Consider the following 18,535-nt stretch of genomic DNA (forward strand, 5'->3'; position numbering starts at 1 on the left):
CCTGTTCGCGGTGCCGGGGCTGCCCGCCGCCTGGGCGATGGCGGCGGGCGCGTTCGCCGGGTTCTCCCTGCTGCTGCCCGTAGTGCCCCGGGCCGTCGCCGACGCCGGCGGCAGCGGCACCCTCGCCGGCGCGGTGACGGCGGTGTTCATGGGCGCGACGGTGCTCACCCAACCGGCGGTGCCGCGCCTGGTGCGGGCCCGCGGCTACCGGCCCGTGCTCGCCGCAGGATGCCTGCTGCTGGGCCTGCCGTCGCTGCTGCTCCTGCTGTCGCTGCACCCGGCCGTGGTGCTGCCGACCTCCGCGGTGCGGGGGATCGGCTTCGGCATGATCACCGTGGCCAGCGCCGCCCTCGTGGCCGAACTCGCGCCCGCCCGGCTGCTCGGCCGCGCCACCGGCGCACAGGGCATCGCGATCGCCGCGGCGCAGATGGTCGGACTGCCGCTCGGACTGGCGGTCGCCGAGCGGGCCTCCACCGCACCCGTGTTCGTGCTCGGCGCGGCGGTGCCCACGCTCGCGCTCGTCGCGATCGCGCGCCTGCCGCAGGTGGTCACCCGGCAGACCGGCGCGGCCGGAAGCCGCACGCCGCTGCGGGCTCTGGCCCTGCCGGCGGTGGCGATCGCCGCGGGTGCCGTCGCCTACGGCGGCCTCACCTCGCTGCTGTCGATCGCCGTGCCCGCGGCCTCGGGCCAGGTGGCGCTCGCGTTGGCGCTGATCAGCGCGTCCACCCTCGTCGGTCGCTACGGCGCCGGTGCGGTCGCGGACCGGATCGGCGCGGGCCGGCTCCTGCCGGCCGGGCTCGGCCTGGCCGCCGTGGCGATGGTGCCGTTCGCGCTCGCCGCGGACGATCGCGGCGGCGCGGCGGTCCTGCTCGGTGCGGCGGTGGCATTCGGCCTCGGCTTCGGCGTCGTGCAGAACGACGCCCTGATGCTTGCGTTCCGTCGCGCCGGGCCCGCCCATGTCGGCGCCGCGAGCGCCGCCTGGAACATCGGCTTCGACGCGGGCACCGGGGCCGGATCGCTGCTGCTCGGCGGGATCGCCACCGTCGCAGGCTATCCCGCCGCGTTCGCGACCGCCGCGCTGCTCGTGCCGATCCTGCCGCTGCTCGCCCGGATCGCCGGGCCGTCGGAGCGGCCCGCCGCGGCCCCATAGAATCGAGCCCATGAGCGCAACCAAGGTCGCCGTCCTCGACTACGGCTCCGGCAATCTGCATTCGGCGACGCGCGCGGTGGCGCGCACCGGCGTGCAGGTGGAGGTGACCGCCGACCCGCAGGTCGCGCTCGCCGCCGACGGCCTGGTCGTGCCCGGCGTCGGCGCGTTCGCGGCGTGCATGGCGGGACTGAAGGCGGTGCGCGGGGACCGGATCATCGGGCAGCGACTCGCCGGCGGCCGTCCGGTGCTCGGCATCTGCGTCGGCATGCAGATCCTCTTCGACAAGGGCGTGGAATTCGGTGTCGAGACCGACGGATGTGGCGAATGGCCCGGCACCGTCGAACGTCTCGACGCGCCGGTGCTGCCGCACATGGGCTGGAACACCGTCGAGGCCCCCGACAACAGCGTGCTGTTCGCCGGCATGGACCGCGACACCCGGTTCTACTTCGTGCACTCCTACGCCGCGCAGAAGTGGGAGCTGCCGCCGTCGGAGCTGTTCGCCCCGCCCGCGCTGACCTGGGCGGAGCACGGCGGGCGGTTCCTCGCCGCGGTCGAGAACGGCCCGTTGTCTGCGACGCAGTTCCATCCCGAGAAGTCCGGCGACGCGGGGGCCGAGCTGCTGCGCAATTGGGTCGGCAGTTTGTGAACCGCGGCGGGGCCGGCGGCGACGACCCGGCCCGGCCGGAGTTCTCGCTCGGCCGGCTCGCGCTGACGGCACTGGGCGCCGCCACGGGCGTGCTCCTGCTCGCCACCGTCGTCATCGTGGTGCTGCGACCGGGGCCCGTCGTCGGGTTGATCGTCGCCCTCGCCGGCGTGGCCGGCGCGATCGCCGCGATGGGCGTCGTCTCGACCCGGACGACGCGCCGCGCCTTCGGTCCCGACGGCAACGACACCCCGCGCCGTGACGGCAGCGACACGCCGCGCCGCGACGGTGACGACACGCCGCGCGGCGACGGTGACGACACGCCGCGCGGCGACGGTGCGGGGTGACCGTCGGGGCCGGTTCTCCGCGACCGCCGCGACCCACTAGCATGGGCGCAGTGAGCCTGGTCCTTTTGCCTGCAGTCGATGTCGCCAACGGTGAAGCAGTTCGCCTCGTCCAGGGAGAGGCGGGCAGCGAGACCAGCTACGGCTCTCCCCGCGACGCCGCCCTCGAGTGGCAGAACGCCGGCGCCGAATGGGTGCACCTCGTCGATCTCGACGCCGCCTTCGGACGCGGCTCCAACCGCGAACTCCTCGCCGAGGTCGTCGGCGAACTGGACGTGAAGGTAGAGCTCTCCGGCGGGATCCGCGACGACGAGTCCCTCGAGGCGGCGCTGGCCACCGGGTGCGCTCGCGTCAACCTCGGCACCGCCGCCATCGAGGATCCCGACTGGTGCGCCCGCGCCATCGCCGAGTACGGCGACCGCATCGCCGTCGGGCTCGACGTCAAGCTCATCGACGGGCAGTGGCGCCTGCGCGGCCGCGGCTGGGTCTCCGACGGCGGCGACCTGTGGGAGGTCCTCGCGCGGCTCGACCGCGACGGCTGCAGCCGCTACGTCGTCACCGACGTCACCAAGGACGGCACGCTCACCGGCCCCAACCTCGATCTGCTCGCCCAGGTCTGCGCAGCCACCGACGCTCCCGTCGTCGCCTCCGGCGGCGTGTCCGCCCTCGACGATCTGCGGGCGATCGCCGGCCTCGTCGACCGGGGCGTCGAGGGCGCCATCGTCGGCAAGGCGCTGTACGCGGGCCGGTTCACGCTCACCGAGGCCCTCGACGCGGTCTCACGCTGATCCGATGACCGCGCCCGCCGATCTGTCCAGCCTGCTCGCCGTCGCCGGTGAGGTGCTCGACGCGGCGTCGGAGCGTTTCGTCGCCGGTCGCGGCGCGCCGCGCTCGGTGAACAAGGGGCCCAACGACTTCGCCACCGACCTCGACCTCGAACTCGAACGGCGCATCTCCACGGAACTGGAGCGGCGCACGGGCATTGCCGTGCACGGTGAGGAGTTCGGCGGTCCCGAAGCCGATTCGGGCACGGTGTGGCTGCTCGACCCGATCGACGGCACCGTCAACTACTCCGCCGGGCTGCCCACCGCGGGAATCCTGCTCGCACTCGTCCGCGACGGCGACCCGATCCTCGGGCTGACCTGGCTGCCGTTCGTCGGCGACCGGTTCGCGGCCGCCGCGGACGGGCCGCTGCTGCGCAACGGTCGTCCCCAGCCGCCGCTGCAGCCGGCGGCGCTGGCGGACGTGATGGTCGGCGTGGGCAGCTTCGACATCGACAGCCGCGGGCGTATCCCGGGCCGGCGCCGGCTCGAGGTCATCACCGAGCTGAGCCGCCGGGTGTCGCGCCTGCGCATGCACGGTTCCACCGGGGTGGACCTGGCGTACACGGCGGCCGGGGTGCTCGGCGCCGCCGTCGTCTTCGGGCACCACCCGTGGGACAACGCCGCCGGCGTGGCCCTGGTGCGGGCGGCCGGTGGTCTCGCCACCGACTTCGCCGGCAAGCCCTGGCGCATCGGCTCCGGCTCTGTGGTCGCCGGCGCCCCCGGCGTGCACGAGGAGATACTCGACATCGTGGGATCGCTTCCCGGTCCCGTCCCCGAGGAGGACCGAATTCCATGACCCTGGCAGTCCGGGTGATCCCGTGTCTGGACGTCGACGCCGGCCGCGTCGTCAAGGGGGTGAACTTCGAGAACCTGCGCGACGCCGGTGATCCCGTCGAACTCGCCGCGGCGTACGACCTGCAGGGCGCGGACGAGTTGACCTTCCTCGACGTCACCGCGTCGAGCGGCGACCGCGGCACCATGCTCGACGTGGTCAGCCGCACCGCCGAGCAGGTGTTCATCCCGCTCACCGTCGGCGGCGGCGTCCGCACCGTCGAGGACGTGGACCGGCTGCTGCGGGCCGGCGCGGACAAGGTCAGCATCAACACCGCCGCCATCGCCCGCCCGGAGGTGTTGCGCGAGATGTCCGAGCGGTTCGGGTCGCAGTGCATCGTGCTGTCCGTCGACGCCCGCACCGTGCCCGACGGCGAGGAGGACACCCCGTCGGGATGGGAGGTCACCACGCACGGCGGCCGCCGCGGCACCGGCATCGACGCCGTCGAATGGGCACGCCGCGGCGCGGAACTCGGCGTGGGGGAGATCCTGCTGAACTCGATGGACGCCGACGGCACCAAGTCCGGCTTCGACCTGCCGATGATCCAGGCGGTGCGCGCCGCGGTGCACGTGCCGGTGATCGCCAGCGGCGGCGCGGGAGCTGTCGAGCACTTCGCCCCCGCCGTGCACGCCGGCGCCGACGCGGTCCTCGCGGCCAGCGTGTTCCACTTCGGGGAACTCACCATCCCGCAGGTCAAGGCGGCGATGCGCGCCGAGGGGATCGAGGTGCGATGAGCAGGCTGGATCCGGCGATCGCGGCGCGGCTCAAGCGCAACGAGGCGGGGCTGTTCGCCGCCGTCGCCCAGGAACGTGCCACCGGCGAGGTGCTGATGATGGCGTGGATGGACGACGAGGCGCTCGCCCGTACCCTAGAGACCCGTACCGCCACCTACTTCTCGCGTTCGCGCGGCCAGTACTGGGTCAAGGGCGAGACCTCCGGCCACACCCAGTACGTGCACGAGGTGCGGCTCGACTGCGACGGCGACACGGTGTTGCTCGTCGTCGACCAGGTCGGGGCCGCGTGCCACACCGGCACCCACACGTGCTTCGACGCCGACGTCCTGCTCGCCGGCGAGTAGGCGCCTTCGGCGCGGGTGCGTCCTTTGGGCGGCTCCAGCCGTCCAAAGGACACACCGGCGGTGTCGCGGGCGTCAGATGACGATCGGCGCGCCGGTGAGCAGGCTCCAGAGACCCAGGCCGAGGTACACGACGGTGCCGATGGCGGACCGGATCGGATCGTCCGTGAGGAAACCTTCTGCGGCCCAACCGACGAACTCCGTGAACAGTTCCGAGGATCCCATGCTGCATCCTTCCGAGAGGCGAGGCAGGTCGTGAACGGCGGTCGTGAACCAAATCGACCGACCGGATTGTTTCGTTACACCTCCCGGTGCCCGCTCCGTCGGCGGTGCGGCACAATCTCCCCATGCCTCTCATCCAGATCAGCCAGACCCCCGGTCTCACCGTCGAACAGAAGCGCGCCACCATCGAGGCGGTGACCAAGGCCTACGCCGAGGCAACCGGCAAGGATGCGACGTCGGTGTGGGTGACCATCACCGAGGTGCCGCGGGAGCAGTGGGGCGTCGGGGGTGTCCCGCTCGGGTGAGGTGCACCGCCCCCGGGACAGGGCGCCCCGCGACGGGCGCTGCCGGCCGTCGATCTCGGCGAGCGGATCCTGGCAGGATCGGCGTATGGCGTCCGCGAATCTGACCCGAGCCGAAACCGCCGAGCGTTCCCGGGCGGTGACGGTCCGCAGCTACCGGGTGGAACTCGACCTGCGCGGCGCCCCGGATGCCGGGAGCGCCTGTTTCGCGACCACGACGACGGTCGAGTTCACGGCAGCCGCGGACGCGACGTGGCTCGACTTCCTCGGCGCCGGCGTCGAGTCGGTCGTGCTCAACGGCGAGCCGGTGCCCGTCCGCTACGACGGCGCGCGCATCGCGCTGAGCGGCCTGCGTGAGCACAACGTCGTCACCGTCGTCGCCGCCGCGGAGTACAGCCGGTCCGGTGAGGGCCTGCACCGGTACGTCGATCCGGCCGACGGGCAGACCTACCTGTACACGCAGTACGAACCCGCGGACGCGCGACGGGTGTTCGCGTGCTTCGAGCAGCCGGATCTGAAGGCGCCGTTCACGTTCGTCGTGTCCGCCCCGGCGAAATGGCAGGTGCTGTCCAATCAGCATGTCGCCGAACGCGAGTCGATCGGCGACGCGCAGAAGGTGGTGTTCGCACCGACGCTGCCGATCTCCACCTACATCACCGCGATCGTGGCGGGCCCGTACCACCACGCCGAATCTTCTTGGAGCCGGAACGAACTCGCGGTGCCGCTCGCCGTGCTGTGCCGCGCCTCCCTGGCGCGGTACCTCGACGCCGACACGATCTTCGAAGTGACCCGGCAGGGAATGGACTTCTACGCCGACCACTTCGGCTACCCCTACCCGTTCGGCAAGTACGACCAGGTGTTCGTCCCCGAATACAACCTCGGTGCCATGGAGAACCCCGGGTGCGTCACCTTCACCGAAGCGTACGTGTTCCGCGGAGCCGCCACCGCCGCGCAGTACCAGGCCCGCGCGAACACGATCCTGCACGAGATGGCCCACATGTGGTTCGGGGACCTCGTCACCATGAAGTGGTGGGACGACCTGTGGCTCAAGGAGTCGTTCGCCGACTACATGGGCTCGCTGGTCAGTGCCGAGGCCACCGAGTGGACCGACGCCTGGGTCGCCTTCGCCAACCGGCGCAAGGCCTGGGCCTATCTGCAGGACCAGTTGCCCACGACCCACCCGATCGTCGCCGACATCGTCGACCTCGAGGCCGCCAAACTGAACTTCGACGGCATCACGTACGCGAAGGGCGCGGGAGTCCTCAAACAACTCGTCGCGTACGTGGGGCGGGACGCCTTCTTCGAGGGTGCACGGCGCTACTTCCGCCGGCACGCCTTCGGGAACACCACCCTCGCCGATCTGCTCACCGAGTTGTCGGCGACCTCGGGACGAGACCTCTCGGGGTGGGCGCGCGCCTGGTTGCAGACCACCGGCGTGTCGACCCTGATGCTCGAGGACGCGGGGGAGGGACGGTCCGCGATCGTCCAGACGCCGGCGCGGCCCCACCGGCTGGCTGTGGGCCACTACGACTTCGACGAGGCCGGCGACCTGGTCTGCCGGCAGCGGGTCGAGGTCGACCTGGAGGCCGAGCGCACACCGATCGAGTCGGCGGCCGCGCCGCTGATCCTGCTCAACGACGCCGACCTGACCTACGCCAAGGTGCGGCTCGACCCGCGGTCGCTGGAGACGGTGGAGCATTCGCTCGATCGTGTCGTCGACCCGCTGGCCCGGGGGTTGATCTGGTCGGCGTTGTGGAACGCCACCCGCGACAGCGAGCTGACCGCGGCGCGGTACCTGTCCATGGTCCGCGGATTCGCGGTGGCCGAACCGAATCCGGCCCTGCTGGCCGCACTGCTGGCGAACGCACCCTACGCGATCGAGCACTTTCTGCCCGCCGCGAGCCGGTCCCGGCAGCGTCGCGTCTGGCTCGAGGCGGCATGGACGGCCGTGTGCGCCGCCACCCCGGGATCGGGTGAGCAGCTCGCCTGGGCCCGCGCGGTCGCCGCGGCCGCCACTGTCGACGACGCCCACGCCGCCGACCTGCGCGCGATCCTCGACGGCACCGGTCCGGCACCCGCGGGGCTGCCGCTGGACCCGGATCTGCGCTGGCAGATGTGGACCGCGCTGGCGGCGACCGGGCACGCGGAGCCGGCCGATCTCGACGGCGAACTCGCCCGCGACGACACCGGTTCCGGACGGACCGCGCACCTGCGCGCCCTGGCCGCGCGACCGCTCGCCGCGGTCAAGGCGCAGGCCTGGAGTGCGGTCTTCTCCGACACGGCGCTGTCGAACGAGCACCTCGACGCCACCATCGCGGGGTTCCGGGCCGGGGCGCACCGGGATCTGATCGCCCCGTACGACGACGACTACTTCGCCGCGCTCCGGGCGGTGTGGTCCGAGCGCAGCATCGAGATCGCGCGCCGGATCGTGGTCGGTCTGTTCCCCGCCGGAAACACGCTCGGGCCGTGCGACCGGTGGCTCGACGCGCACGCCGACGCCCCGGCGGCGTTGCGGCGCCTGGTGATCGAGCAGCGCGACCATCTGGCCCGCGATCTGCGGGCCCAGGGGTTCAACGGGTGAGGGTTCGACGGGTGCGCGGCCGCGGCCACAGCGGGGGCGCACCCTGCCCGGTCAGGCCTTCCCGGTGCCGGCGGCGATGCCCTTGTCGAGCTGGGTGAGCAGCGCGGTACCGAGGTCGGTCAGCGCGGCGACCTGATCGTCGTCGAGGCCCTGGAACACCAGGGCCTGGACGGTCGCGACGTGACCGGGTGCCGCCTCGACGAGCTTGGTCATGCCGGCGTCGGTGAGCACCGCGTACGAGCCGCGCGTGCCGGGCACGCTCCGGCGGCACACCCATCCGGCGTTCTCCAGCTTGGTCACCACGTGCGACAGCCGGGACAGCGACGCGTTCGACAGCTGTGCCAGCTCGGACAGCCGCAGCCGCCGCTCGGGTGCCTCGGACAGCTCGGCGAGGACCGAGTAGTCGAAGTGGGTGAGCGCGGAGTCGCGCTGCAGCTGCGTGTCCAGCGCGGCCGGCAGGCGGGTGATCAGCGCCACCAGCTTCCGCCAGGCCCGCTGCTGGGATGCGGTCAGCCACTCGGTGTCGTCGATCTGTGCGGAGCCCACTGATGCACCGTCCTTTCTCGATCGTCCACCCTATCGGGACGGCCGGCGCGGGACGCCGGGCGTCCGTCGGGGCGGGCGGTCAGGGGCGCTGCCCCATGCCGGTGGCGACCTCGTGCAGCCGGCGGCCCACGCTGTCCTCCGCCAGCGGCGGTGTCGGCAGCCCGGCGCCGTCGCGGAGCCCGGTGAGGAACTCCTCGAGGGTGGCGCGCGGCGAGAACCGGGGAATCCACTCGAGGTCGGTGCGGGCGCGGGTGCAGTCCATGAGCGGCAGCCGCAGCACCGTGTCGACCAGGCCGGGGGAGGCGGGGGCGAGCCGTGCGTGCCAGGCCGCGGCGACGGCCGCGTGCAGCGCCGCCGGCGGGACGGGCACCGTGCGGGCGCCGAGGATCTCGGCGAGGACCTCGGCGTCGACGGGGGGTTCGGCGGCGAGGTTGAATGCGCCCCGCACCGGCCGGAGCACGGCCCGGACGTAGGCGTCGGCGGCGTCGTCGGTGTGCAGGACCTGCATCCGCAGTCCGGCGGTGCGGGGGACGACCGGCAGGGCCCGGACGAGGCGGCCGGGGAGGAGCGGCCCGGCGAACAACCGGCGCTGCGCGGTCGCGGACTCGCGCTTGAAGAGGAATCCGGGACGCATCCGGACCACCCGGATGTCGGGGTGCCGCAGTTCGAACGTGTCGAGCCAGCGTTCGAGGTACGCCTTCTCCCGCGGGTACGCCGCGCCGGGCCAGCCGTGGGTGGGCCAGCGCTCGTCGACCCGTTCGTCCTGCGGTCCCGGCGAGTAGGCGCCGACCGACGACGCGTGGACGAGGGTGGGCACGCCCACCTCGGCGACGGTCTCGAACACCCGGATCGATCCGAGCACGTTGTTGCGCCAGGTGATCTCGGGTTTGTGCGTGGGCTGGAAGAGCCAGGCGAGGTGGACGACGGCCGCCGCGTCGCGCAGCAGCTCGTGCAGGTCGTCGTCGGCGACGTCGGCGACGACGAACTCGGTCTTGCGGCAGCGCCAGTCGGTGGGGCGGCGGGCGATGCCGACCACCGATCCGACTGCGTCCTGGGCGCCGAGCGCCGCCGTGACGCTGGTGCCCACGTTTCCGGTCGCGCCCGTGACGACCACCTTCAGGCCCTCTGTTCCGGTCATGGGGGGCGGATACCCGCGCCCGCGCCGATCCATCCCCGCAGGCCGGGAACATTTCGGACGGTGCCGGTGCTGTATCGGGTAGTATTGTTGAAGCTTCAACCTTAGGAGTCCGTGTGAGCCCCATGCCCGCCCTGTTCCTCAGCCACGGCGCACCGCCCCTGGTCGACAGCGCGACGTGGGTGGCGCAGCTGCAACGCTGGGCCGCCGACCTGCCGACCCCCACCGCGATCCTCGTGGTCTCCGCGCACTGGGAGTCCGCGCCGCTGACCATCGGTGCCACCACCACCGGCACCCCGCTCGTGTACGACTTCGGCGGCTTTCCCCGCCGCTTCTACGAGGTCACCTACCCTGCGCCCGGCGCCCCCGACCTCGCACGCAAGGTGGCCGCGCTGATGCCCGACGGCGAACCGGTCGTGCAGCAGCCGCACCGCGGTCTCGACCACGGCGCGTACGTGCCGCTCACCGTCATGTACCCGGACGCGGACATCCCGGTCCTGCAGATCTCGCTGCCCACCCTCGATCCGCAGCGCCTGCTCGCGCTCGGCCGGCGGCTGCGCCCGCTCCGGGAGGAGGGGGTGCTCGTCATCGGCTCCGGCTTCACCACGCACGGCCTGCCGTTCCTGCGCGACCCGCGCCCCGAGGCCGTCGCGCCCGGCTGGTCCGCCGAGTTCGACGCCTGGGCCGCCGAGCGGCTCGCTGCCGGCGACGTCGACGGCCTGCTCGACTTCCGCACCCGGGCGCCCGGCATGCCGTACGCCCACCCCACGATCGAGCACTTCGCCCCGCTGTTCGTCACCCTCGGCGCGTCGAGCGACCCGGAGCAGGCGCCCCGGCAGGTGATCGACGGGTTCTGGATGGGCCTGGCCAAGCGTTCCGTCCAGGTGGACTGACCGTCAGTCCCGGCTCGCGCGCCGGGCCTGCAGCACCGCGAGCGCGCGGTCCGCGTGCACGCCGGGGCGCACCTCGCTGGCGATCACCTCGAGGACGGTGCGGTCGGTGTCCAGCACGAAGGTGGTCCGCTTGACCGGCGAGAGCCGGCCGAGCAGCCCCCGGCGCACCCCGAACTGCGCCGCCACCGCGCCGTCCGGATCGGACAGCAGGGGGTAGTCGAACGACTGCCGCGTCGACCACGCGCCCAACCGGTCCACCGGGTCGGTGCTGATCCCGACCCGGGTGGCGCCGACGGCGGCGAACTCGGCCGCCAGATCCCGGAAGTGGCACGCCTCGGCCGTGCAGACCGGGGTGAACGCGGCCGGGTAGAAGAACAGCACCACCGGCCCGTCCGCCAGCAGCGCGGACAGCGTCCGCGGACGGCCGTCCTGGTCGCTCGACGTGAAATCGGGGGCGATGTCACCGGCTCTCATGTCCGGCGACGCTACCGCGGCCGCGCCCGCCGCGGCAGGCCCTGGGATGATGGGCGCCATGTCCGGCGAGCCCACCACCATCCCCGCAGCGGCCCCCGACCTCACCGAGGGCGGCCGACCCGACTCCACCACCACCCGCGAGCAGTTCCGGCTGCTCGCCGCCGAGCACCGCGTCGTTCCGGTGACCCGCAAGGTGCTCGCCGACGCGGAGACCCCGCTGTCGGCGTACCGCAAGCTCGCCGCCGACCGGCCCGGCACCTTCCTGCTCGAGTCCGCCGAGAACGGCCGGTCGTGGTCGCGGTGGTCGTTCATCGGAGCCGGCAGCCCGGCCGCGCTCACCGTCGTCGACGGGGAGGCCACCTGGTACGGCCACGTGCCCGCCGGCGCCCCCACCGGGGGCGACCCGCTCGACGTGCTGCGCCGGACCCTGGAGCTGCTGCACACCGAGCGGCTGCACGGCCTGCCGCCGCTGACCGGCGGCATGGTCGGCTACCTCGGCTACGACGTCGTGCGACGCATCGAGCGGCTGCCCGAGCACGCCGTCGACGACCTGCAGATTCCCGAGACGGTGATGATGCTCGCCACCGACCTCGCCGCCGTCGACCACCACGAGGGTGCGATCACGCTCATCGCCAACGCCGTCAACTGGGACGGCTCCGACGAACGCGTCGACGAGGCCTACGACGACGCGGTGGCCCGGCTGGACCGGATGACGGCGGCCCTGGCCGCGCCCGCCCCGTCGACCGTCTCCACGTTCGCCCGGCCCGCCCCCGACTATCGGCGCCAGCGCACGACCGAGAGCTTCGGCGCCGACGTGCGCCGGCTCATCGGCGAGATCGAGGCCGGCGAGGCGTTCCAGGTGGTGCTGTCCCAGCGCTTCGAGATCGACTGTCACGCGGCGCCGATCGACGTGTACCGGATGCTGCGCGCCTCCAATCCGAGTCCGTACATGTTCCTCATGCACGTCCCCGACGGCTCCGGCGGCACGGCGTTCTCCATCGTGGGCTCGAGCCCGGAGGCGCTCGTGACCGTCGCCGACGGGGTCGCCACCACCCATCCCATCGCCGGGACGCGCTGGCGCGGCGCCAGCGAGGAGGACGACATCCTCCTCGAGAAGGACCTCCTCGCCGACGAGAAGGAGAACGCCGAGCACCTCATGCTCGTCGACCTCGGCCGCAACGACCTCGGGCGGGTGTGCGAGCCCGGCACCGTCAAGGTCCACGACTACCGGCACATCGAGCGCTACAGCCACGTCATGCACCTGGTCTCCACCGTCACCGGCCGCCTCGCCGCGGGCCGGCACGCCCTCGACGCGGTCACCGCGTGCTTCCCCGCCGGCACCCTGTCCGGCGCGCCCAAGGTCCGGGCGATGGAACTGATCGACGAACTCGAGCCGACCCGCCGCGGCATCTACGGCGGCATCGTGGGCTACCTCGATTTCGCCGGCGACGCCGACACCGCCATCGCCATCCGCTCGGCCCTGGTCAAGGACGGCGTCGCCTACGTGCAAGCCGGTGCCGGCGTCGTCGCCGACTCCGATCCGGTCTACGAGGACACCGAGGCCCGCAACAAGGCCATGGCCGTGCTCTCCGCCGTCGCCGCGGCCGGCACCCTCACCCCGTACGAGGGGGACCGCAGGTGAGCGCCACCCGCGCGCCCCGGCGGCGGGCCGGCGCGGTCGCCGCGCTGCTGCTCGCGATCGGCGCCGTCGCGCTGTGGGGCGCGAGCCGCCTGACCTGGGTGACCGTCACGTCCTCCGACGGCCTCGGCGAGGACCGGGTCACCACCCTCGTCGGCGGCACCTGGGCGGCGGCGCTGACTCCGCTCGCGCTGACGCTGCTGGCGGCCGTCGCGGCGTCGTTCGCGGTGCGCGGATGGGCGCTGCGGATACTGGCCGTGCTCGTCGCGGTCGTCGCGGTCGCCGCCGCCGTCCCGGCGGTGGGGCTGCTCGCCGGCGGCGCCGACGACGCGACCGCGGCGCGCATCGCGGAGCTGCCCGCACGCGCCGAGGTCACCTCCCTCACCGTCGCGGCCGGGCCGGCCGTGCTCGCCCTCGCCGGCGCCGTGGCCGCGCTGGCCGCCGCCGTGCAGCTGTGGCGCACCCCGCGGGCCGAGGCCGGACTGTCGTCGAAGTACGACAGCCCGGCCGCCCGCCGCGAGGCCACCACCCGCCGGGACACCGCCGACGAGCCGGTCACCGAACGCACCCTGTGGGACGCGCTCGACGCGGGCGAGGACCCCACGGTGGACGTCGCCGACGACCCGGCCGCCGATCGAGGGGGAGAGGGCGGCGCCGACGATTCGGGGACCCGCCGCACGGGCCGGTGAGCGCGCACACTACTCTTCAAGAAACTCCGATGAGTTTTCTCACATCGGATTGACAGGGGCGAAAGGACTTCGAGCCACGATGACAGTTCTCGACTCGATACTCGAAGGGGTGCGCGCCGACGTCGCCGCCCGGGAGGCGGTCCTCGACTTCGCCGCGGTCAAGGCCGCCGCTGCTGCCGCGCCCCCGCCGATCGACGCCAAGGCCGCGTTGCTCGAGCCGGGAATCGCCGTCATCGCCGAGGTCAAGCGGGCCAGCCCGTCGAAGGGGGCGCTCGCCGACATCACCGACCCCGCCGAACTCGCCAAGGCCTACGAGGCCGGCGGTGCCCGCGCGATCAGCGTGCTCACCGAGCAGCGCCGCTTCCAGGGCAGTCTCGACGATCTCGACGCCGTGCGGCGCGCGGTGCGGATCCCGGTGCTGCGCAAGGACTTCATCGTCGGCCCGTACCAGATCCACGAGGCGCGTGCCCACGGCGCGGACATCGTGCTGCTCATCGTCGCCGCGCTCGAGCAGCCCGTGCTGACGTCGCTGATCGACCGCGTCGAATCTCTCGGCATGACGGCGCTCGTCGAGGTGCACACCGAGGAGGAGGCGACCCGTGCCCTCGAGGCCGGCGCCACCGTCATCGGGGTCAACGCCCGCAACCTCAAGACCCTCGAGGTCGACAAGAGCACGTTCGCCCGCATCGCGCCGGGACTGCCGACCGAGGTCGTCAAGATCGCCGAGTCCGGCGTGCGCGGTCCCTCCGACCTGCTCACCTACGCCGGCGCGGGTGCCGACGCGGTGCTCGTCGGCGAGGGACTGGTGACCAGCGGCGACCCGCGCCACGCGGTCGCCGAACTGGTCACCGCCGGCACCCATCCGTCCTGCCCGAAGCCCGCACGCTGACCGCATTCCGGCGCGGCGCCGACGGGCCGGACCCGGCGACGGGCCGGGGCCGCCGTTGGGGCAGACTGGACGGGTGAGCACAGACGATCCCGTACTTTCCGCCAAGGGCCGCGGTCTGCCCCGCATGAGCGCCGCAGTGGCCGAGCACACCGCGCACGAACCCGACCCCGGCGGCCACTTCGGGGTCTTCGGCGGCCGGTTCGTCCCCGAGGCGCTGATGGCGGTGATCGAGGAGGTCACCGCCGAATACGACAAGGCGCGGGTCGACAACGGATTCCTCGACGAACTCGATCGGTTGCAGCGCGACTACACCGGCCGGCCCTCCCCGGTGTACGAGGCCAAGCGGCTGAGCGAACACGCCGGCGGCGCCCGGATCGTGCTCAAGCGCGAGGATCTCAACCACACCGGCTCGCACAAGATCAACAACGTGCTCGGGCAGGCCCTGCTCGCCCAGCGGATGGGCAAGACCCGGGTCATCGCGGAGACCGGTGCCGGGCAGCACGGCGTCGCCACCGCCACCGCCTGCGCCCTGCTCGGCCTCGACTGCGTCGTCTACATGGGCGAGGTCGACACCGAGCGGCAGGCCCTCAACGTCGCCCGGATGCGCCTGCTCGGCGCCGAGGTCGTCGCCGCGACCAGCGGTTCGCGCACCCTCAAGGACGCGATCAACGAGGCCATGCGCGACTGGGTCACCAATGCCCACAACACCTACTACTGTTTCGGCACCGCCGCCGGCCCGCACCCGTTCCCCATGATGGTGCGCGACTTCCAGCGCATCATCGGCCTCGAGGCGCGCGCGCAGGTGCAGGCGCTCACCGGCCGGTTGCCCGACGCCGTCACCGCCTGCGTCGGCGGCGGATCCAACGCCATCGGCATCTTCCATGCCTTCATCGACGACCCCGGTGTCCGCCTGGTCGGCTTCGAGGCCGGCGGCGACGGGGTGGAAACCGGGCGGCATGCCGCCACCATCACCGGCGGCACGCCCGGCGCGCTGCACGGCGCCTACTCCTACCTGCTGCAGGACGAGGACGGCCAGACCATCGAGTCGCACTCGATCTCCGCCGGCCTGGACTACCCCGGCGTCGGACCCGAGCACTCCTACCTCAAGAACATCGGCCGCGCCGACTACCGGCCCGTCACCGACGCCGAGGCCATGGAGGCGTTCTCGCTGCTCTCGCGCACCGAGGGCATCATCCCCGCCATCGAGTCGGCGCACGCCGTCGCCGGGGCCCTGAAGCTGGGCCGCGAACTCGGCTCCGGCGCCGTCGTGCTGGTCAATCTGTCCGGCCGGGGCGACAAGGACGTCGACACCGCCGCGCGGTGGTTCGGGCTCCTTCCCGCCGACCCCGCCACCTCCGACACGACGGAAGGATCCGCGCAGTGAGCGCCCAGCAGCCGCAGTCCCGCCTCGGTGAGGTCTTCGCCCGATGCAAGGCCGAGAACCGCGCCGCGCTCGTCGGCTACCTGCCCGCCGGATACCCCGACCTGCCGCGCTCGATCGAGGCGTTCGAAGCGCTCGTGCAGGCCGGCTGCGACATCGTCGAGGTCGGCATCCCCTACAGCGACCCGGTGATGGACGGACCCACCATCCAGGCCGCCGCCGACGAGGCGCTCACCGCGGGCTTCCGGGTGCGGGACGTGTTCCGCGTCGTCGAGGCCGTCGCCGCGGCCGGCGGCCACGCCGTCGTGATGACCTACTGGAACATCGTCCTCAAGTACGGGATCGACGAATTCGCCCGCGACCTCGCTGCCGCCGGGGGACTGGGGATCATCACCCCGGACCTCATCCCCGACGAGGCCGAGCAGTGGATCGCGGCGGCGGACCGGCACGGGCTCGACCGCATCTTCCTGGTCGCCCCGTCGTCGACCGCCGAGCGCCTCGTCATGACCGTCGACTCCTGCCGCGGGTTCGTCTACGCCACCTCCACGATGGGCGTGACCGGCGCCCGCGACGCCGTCTCCGACATGGCGCCCGAACTCGTCGCCCGGGTGCGGGAGCACTCGCAGATCCCCGTGGGTGTCGGCCTGGGCGTGCGGTCCCGGGAACAAGCCGCGCAGATCGCCGCCTACGCGGACGCGGTGATCGTCGGCTCGGCGCTGGTGGCCGCCGTGGCGCAGGGCCCCGACGCGTTGCGCACGCTCACCACGGAACTCGCGGAGGGCGTGCGCTCGGCTAGCGTGGCCACGTGACCTCCACCGCCGTACCCGCCGCCGCTACCGTCCTGGCGTATCTGCCCAGTCCACCGCAGGGGGTGTGGTACCTCGGGCCGATCGCGCTGCGGGCCTACGCCCTGTGCATCATCGTCGGGATCGTCGTCGCCATCTTCTGGGGCGACCGCCGCTGGGTCGCCCGTGGCGGCGAGCCGGGCACCGTCCTCGACGTCGCCGTGTGGGCGGTGCCGTTCGGCCTGATCGGAGGGCGCCTGTACCACGTCGCCACCGACTGGCAGAAGTACTTCGGCGCGGGCGCCGACCCGGTCGACGCGCTGAAGATCTGGCAGGGCGGACTCGGGATCTGGGGGGCGGTCGCCCTCGGCGGCGTCGGCGCCTGGATCGGGTGCCGGCGCCGCGGTGTGCCGCTGCCCGCCCTCGGTGATGCGGTGGCCCCGGCGATCCTGCTGGCGCAGGCCATCGGCCGGCTCGGCAACTGGTTCAACCAGGAACTCTACGGCCGGGAGACGACCGTGCCGTGGGGCCTCGAGATCTACGAGCGTCGCAACGACGCGGGACAGACCAGCCCGGACCTGATCGACGGGATCTCCACCGGGCAGGTCGCGGCGGTGGTGCATCCGACGTTCCTGTACGAGCTGGTGTGGAACCTGCTCGTCGTGCTGCTGCTCGTGTTCGTCGACCGGCGCTTCCGTATCGGACACGGCCGGCTGTTCGCGCTCTACGTGGCCGGCTACAGCGCGGGCCGCTTCTTCGTCGAACTCATGCGGTCCGACCCGGCCACCGAGATCGCCGGTATCCGGATCAATTCCTTCACCTCCGCCATCGTGTTCGTCCTCGCCGTCGCCTACGTCGTCTTCGCCCGCAAGGGTCGCGAAGCGCCGGAGGAACTGAAGTCCCGTCACCCGCACGGCGCCACCGCAGCCGCAGTTGCAGCCGATGCCACCGCAACCGGCGACGGGATCGGAGACGGTGGGGCGGCCGACGACGAGAAGCGGGACGGCGCATCCGGGCCCGTGGCATCGGCCGAGGCCGGCGGTAAGGTCGAGACAGGTAGGCGCAGCGAGAACGGAGGGGACAAGTCGTGACCACATCCGACGCGGGATCCCCGGACCCCACGGGCCCGGATCTGCGGAAGAAAGACGAGACGTCCGCCGGACCGGACCTGCGCAAACAGTCCGACGCCGAGGCCGCCCCCGCTGCCGGGTCGAGCGCCGCGCCGCAGGGCGGCGAGCCGGCCCCCACCGCGGAGCTGCCCACGTTCGGCGGCACCGCCGACTACGATCCGACCGCCCAGGCGTCGCTGTCCGTTCCGCCGCCCACCACCGAGTCGACCGCGCCCACATGGGGCACGGCCGGACCGGGCTGGGACACCTACTCCGGAATGGGCAACGGTCCCGGCTGGGGCACCACGCCGAGCTATCCACCGCCGTCGAGCGAAGCGCAGTACGGCACCGCACACACCGGCGGGACCGAGGCGCCGACCGGCGGGCAGTACGCCGGCAGCGGACCCGTCTACGGGGCCCCCGACCCGCAGTTCCAGAGCGGGCCGCAGCACCCGTCCCCGGGCGGGCCGGGCTACGGTCCCACCGGCGGCTACGGTCCCACCGGCTACGGCGCCTACGGCGATCCCTCCGCGCCGTACGGACGGGATCCGGCGACGGGCGAGCCCTACTCCGACAAGTCGAAGACCACCGCGGGCCTGTTGCAGCTGCTGCTGCCCTTCGTCGGGATCTGCGGGGTCGGGCGGCTCTACCTCGGAAGCACCGCGGTCGGCCTCATCCAGCTCCTGGGGCTGTGGATCGGCGGACTGCTGACCATCCTCCTGGTCGGCTTCGTGATCATCCCGGTGATCTGGGTGTGGTCCGTCATCGACGGGATCATGATGCTCACCGGCAGCGTCCGCGACTCCGACGGCCGCCCGCTGCGGCCCTGACCCACCCACCCGACGGCCGGTCGCGCCTCTCGCGCGGCGGGCCGTCGCGCGCGTAGACTGGCCGCCACCGGGACCGATCCCCGGTTCGATCGTCGGGCGGAACTGGTCCGGCCACCCATACCGCAGCGCACGCCCGTCGTGGCGACCCCGTCGGGGCCGCCCATCCGACGACGCGCGACGTCGCCGCCACAC

General features: G+C 73.0%; 21 protein-coding genes. 17 read left to right on the forward strand and 4 right to left on the reverse strand.

The window, feature by feature from the left end; translation table 11 throughout:
- Positions 1 to 10 precede the first annotated feature (10 nt).
- From A4U64_RS09845 to hisI, 7 genes are read left to right on the forward strand one after another with little or no spacing between them, the layout of a single operon-like run.
- Positions 11 to 1,150: an MFS transporter gene (locus tag A4U64_RS09845; protein ID WP_029544083.1), complete on the forward strand. Its 1,140-nt coding sequence runs from the start codon at positions 11 to 13 to the stop codon at positions 1,148 to 1,150.
- Between the two features lie 10 nt (positions 1,151 to 1,160).
- Positions 1,161 to 1,796, forward strand: a complete 636-nt coding sequence (gene hisH, locus A4U64_RS09850) for an imidazole glycerol phosphate synthase subunit HisH (RefSeq protein WP_029544081.1) — start codon at positions 1,161 to 1,163, stop codon at positions 1,794 to 1,796.
- Positions 1,793 to 2,140: a hypothetical protein gene (locus A4U64_RS09855; protein WP_029544079.1), complete on the forward strand. Its 348-nt coding sequence runs from the start codon at positions 1,793 to 1,795 to the stop codon at positions 2,138 to 2,140. Before hisH ends, A4U64_RS09855 begins: the two co-directional genes overlap by 4 nt.
- A 50-nt stretch (positions 2,141 to 2,190) precedes the next feature.
- On the forward strand, positions 2,191 to 2,925 hold the full coding sequence (priA, locus tag A4U64_RS09860) for a bifunctional 1-(5-phosphoribosyl)-5-((5-phosphoribosylamino)methylideneamino)imidazole-4-carboxamide isomerase/phosphoribosylanthranilate isomerase PriA (RefSeq protein WP_029544076.1): 735 nt from the start codon (positions 2,191 to 2,193) through the stop codon (positions 2,923 to 2,925).
- A 4-nt stretch (positions 2,926 to 2,929) separates the two neighbouring features.
- Complete coding sequence (locus A4U64_RS09865) at positions 2,930 to 3,757, forward strand: inositol monophosphatase family protein (RefSeq protein ID WP_006937000.1); 828 nt, start codon at positions 2,930 to 2,932, stop codon at positions 3,755 to 3,757.
- Entirely contained in the window at positions 3,754 to 4,527 is a 774-nt protein-coding gene (hisF, locus tag A4U64_RS09870) for an imidazole glycerol phosphate synthase subunit HisF (RefSeq protein ID WP_006936998.1), read from the forward strand. Before A4U64_RS09865 ends, hisF begins: the two co-directional genes overlap by 4 nt.
- On the forward strand, positions 4,524 to 4,871 hold the full coding sequence (gene hisI / locus A4U64_RS09875) for a phosphoribosyl-AMP cyclohydrolase (RefSeq protein ID WP_006936996.1): 348 nt from the start codon (positions 4,524 to 4,526) through the stop codon (positions 4,869 to 4,871). Before hisF ends, hisI begins: the two co-directional genes overlap by 4 nt.
- A 72-nt stretch (positions 4,872 to 4,943) precedes the next feature.
- Here hisI and A4U64_RS28495 read toward each other — a convergent pair whose 3' ends face one another.
- Complete coding sequence (locus tag A4U64_RS28495; RefSeq protein WP_006936980.1) at positions 4,944 to 5,093, reverse strand: hypothetical protein; 150 nt, start codon at positions 5,091 to 5,093, stop codon at positions 4,944 to 4,946.
- Between the two features lie 122 nt (positions 5,094 to 5,215).
- Between A4U64_RS28495 and A4U64_RS09880 the strand changes: the two genes are divergently transcribed.
- Positions 5,216 to 5,395: a tautomerase family protein gene (locus A4U64_RS09880; RefSeq protein ID WP_029544072.1), complete on the forward strand. Its 180-nt coding sequence runs from the start codon at positions 5,216 to 5,218 to the stop codon at positions 5,393 to 5,395.
- A gap of 85 nt (positions 5,396 to 5,480) precedes the next feature.
- The gene (gene pepN / locus A4U64_RS09885; RefSeq protein ID WP_065922508.1) at positions 5,481 to 7,973 is read left to right on the forward strand and encodes an aminopeptidase N; all 2,493 of its coding nucleotides are present in this window, start codon (positions 5,481 to 5,483) and stop codon (positions 7,971 to 7,973) included.
- 51 nt (positions 7,974 to 8,024) lie between these two features.
- On the opposite strand, the gene A4U64_RS09890 is transcribed toward pepN, so the two are convergent.
- Positions 8,025 to 8,519, reverse strand: coding sequence for a MarR family winged helix-turn-helix transcriptional regulator (locus A4U64_RS09890; protein ID WP_006936971.1), 495 nt, complete (start codon positions 8,517 to 8,519; stop codon positions 8,025 to 8,027).
- A gap of 79 nt (positions 8,520 to 8,598) precedes the next feature.
- Positions 8,599 to 9,657 carry an NAD-dependent epimerase/dehydratase family protein gene (locus tag A4U64_RS09895; RefSeq protein WP_006936970.1) on the reverse strand — a complete coding sequence of 353 codons (1,059 nt, stop codon included), beginning with the start codon at positions 9,655 to 9,657 and terminating at the stop codon, positions 8,599 to 8,601.
- Positions 9,658 to 9,779: 122 nt separating this feature from the next.
- Here A4U64_RS09895 and A4U64_RS09900 point away from each other — a divergent pair, with 122 nt between their 5' ends.
- Positions 9,780 to 10,547: a dioxygenase family protein gene (locus tag A4U64_RS09900; RefSeq protein WP_037200939.1), complete on the forward strand. Its 768-nt coding sequence runs from the start codon at positions 9,780 to 9,782 to the stop codon at positions 10,545 to 10,547.
- Between the two features lie 3 nt (positions 10,548 to 10,550).
- Here A4U64_RS09900 and A4U64_RS09905 read toward each other — a convergent pair whose 3' ends face one another.
- Entirely contained in the window at positions 10,551 to 11,021 is a 471-nt protein-coding gene (locus A4U64_RS09905) for a peroxiredoxin (protein WP_065922509.1), read from the reverse strand.
- Between the two features lie 58 nt (positions 11,022 to 11,079).
- Between A4U64_RS09905 and A4U64_RS09910 the strand changes: the two genes are divergently transcribed.
- From A4U64_RS09910 to A4U64_RS09940, 7 genes are all read left to right on the forward strand, one after another.
- Entirely contained in the window at positions 11,080 to 12,663 is a 1,584-nt protein-coding gene (locus A4U64_RS09910) for an anthranilate synthase component I (RefSeq protein WP_006936967.1), read from the forward strand.
- A complete protein-coding gene (locus tag A4U64_RS09915) occupies positions 12,660 to 13,349 on the forward strand; it encodes a TIGR02234 family membrane protein (protein ID WP_065922510.1) in 690 nt (229 codons plus the stop codon). Before A4U64_RS09910 ends, A4U64_RS09915 begins: the two co-directional genes overlap by 4 nt.
- A 79-nt stretch (positions 13,350 to 13,428) precedes the next feature.
- A complete protein-coding gene (trpC, locus tag A4U64_RS09920) occupies positions 13,429 to 14,238 on the forward strand; it encodes an indole-3-glycerol phosphate synthase TrpC (RefSeq protein WP_006936963.1) in 810 nt (269 codons plus the stop codon).
- Positions 14,239 to 14,362: 124 nt separating this feature from the next.
- Entirely contained in the window at positions 14,363 to 15,622 is a 1,260-nt protein-coding gene (gene trpB / locus A4U64_RS09925; protein ID WP_044475995.1) for a tryptophan synthase subunit beta, read from the forward strand.
- Positions 15,619 to 16,428, forward strand: coding sequence for a tryptophan synthase subunit alpha (gene trpA / locus A4U64_RS09930; RefSeq protein WP_006936959.1), 810 nt, complete (start codon positions 15,619 to 15,621; stop codon positions 16,426 to 16,428). Before trpB ends, trpA begins: the two co-directional genes overlap by 4 nt.
- Complete coding sequence (gene lgt / locus A4U64_RS09935; protein ID WP_065922511.1) at positions 16,425 to 17,495, forward strand: prolipoprotein diacylglyceryl transferase; 1,071 nt, start codon at positions 16,425 to 16,427, stop codon at positions 17,493 to 17,495. The genes trpA and lgt overlap by 4 nt, the downstream gene beginning before the upstream one ends.
- Positions 17,492 to 18,343, forward strand: a complete 852-nt coding sequence (locus tag A4U64_RS09940; protein ID WP_006947040.1) for a TM2 domain-containing protein — start codon at positions 17,492 to 17,494, stop codon at positions 18,341 to 18,343. Before lgt ends, A4U64_RS09940 begins: the two co-directional genes overlap by 4 nt.
- The last annotated feature ends 192 nt before the right edge of the window (positions 18,344 to 18,535 follow it).

It is taken from the genome of Rhodococcus sp. WB1, assembly GCF_001700945.1.
GTDB lineage: Bacteria > Actinomycetota > Actinomycetes > Mycobacteriales > Mycobacteriaceae > Rhodococcus > Rhodococcus aetherivorans.

Bases quoted from the DNA above. Each gene is read 5' to 3' on its own strand.
- trpC (WP_006936963.1), top strand. From the start codon at position 13,429: ATGACAGTTCTCGACTCGATACTCGAAGGGGTGCGCGCCGACGTCGCC.
- A4U64_RS09900 (WP_037200939.1), top strand. From the start codon at position 9,780: ATGCCCGCCCTGTTCCTCAGCCACGGCGCACCGCCCCTGGTCGACAGC.
- A4U64_RS09865 (WP_006937000.1), top strand. From the start codon at position 2,930: ATGACCGCGCCCGCCGATCTGTCCAGCCTGCTCGCCGTCGCCGGTGAG.
- trpB (WP_044475995.1), top strand. From the start codon at position 14,363: ATGAGCGCCGCAGTGGCCGAGCACACCGCGCACGAACCCGACCCCGGC.
- A4U64_RS09905 (WP_065922509.1), bottom strand. From the start codon at position 11,021: ATGAGAGCCGGTGACATCGCCCCCGATTTCACGTCGAGCGACCAGGAC.
- hisI (WP_006936996.1), top strand. From the start codon at position 4,524: ATGAGCAGGCTGGATCCGGCGATCGCGGCGCGGCTCAAGCGCAACGAG.
- hisH (WP_029544081.1), top strand. From the start codon at position 1,161: ATGAGCGCAACCAAGGTCGCCGTCCTCGACTACGGCTCCGGCAATCTG.
- A4U64_RS28495 (WP_006936980.1), bottom strand. From the start codon at position 5,093: ATGGGATCCTCGGAACTGTTCACGGAGTTCGTCGGTTGGGCCGCAGAA.
- A4U64_RS09895 (WP_006936970.1), bottom strand. From the start codon at position 9,657: ATGACCGGAACAGAGGGCCTGAAGGTGGTCGTCACGGGCGCGACCGGA.
- A4U64_RS09880 (WP_029544072.1), top strand. From the start codon at position 5,216: ATGCCTCTCATCCAGATCAGCCAGACCCCCGGTCTCACCGTCGAACAG.
- pepN (WP_065922508.1), top strand. From the start codon at position 5,481: ATGGCGTCCGCGAATCTGACCCGAGCCGAAACCGCCGAGCGTTCCCGG.
- A4U64_RS09910 (WP_006936967.1), top strand. From the start codon at position 11,080: ATGTCCGGCGAGCCCACCACCATCCCCGCAGCGGCCCCCGACCTCACC.
- hisF (WP_006936998.1), top strand. From the start codon at position 3,754: ATGACCCTGGCAGTCCGGGTGATCCCGTGTCTGGACGTCGACGCCGGC.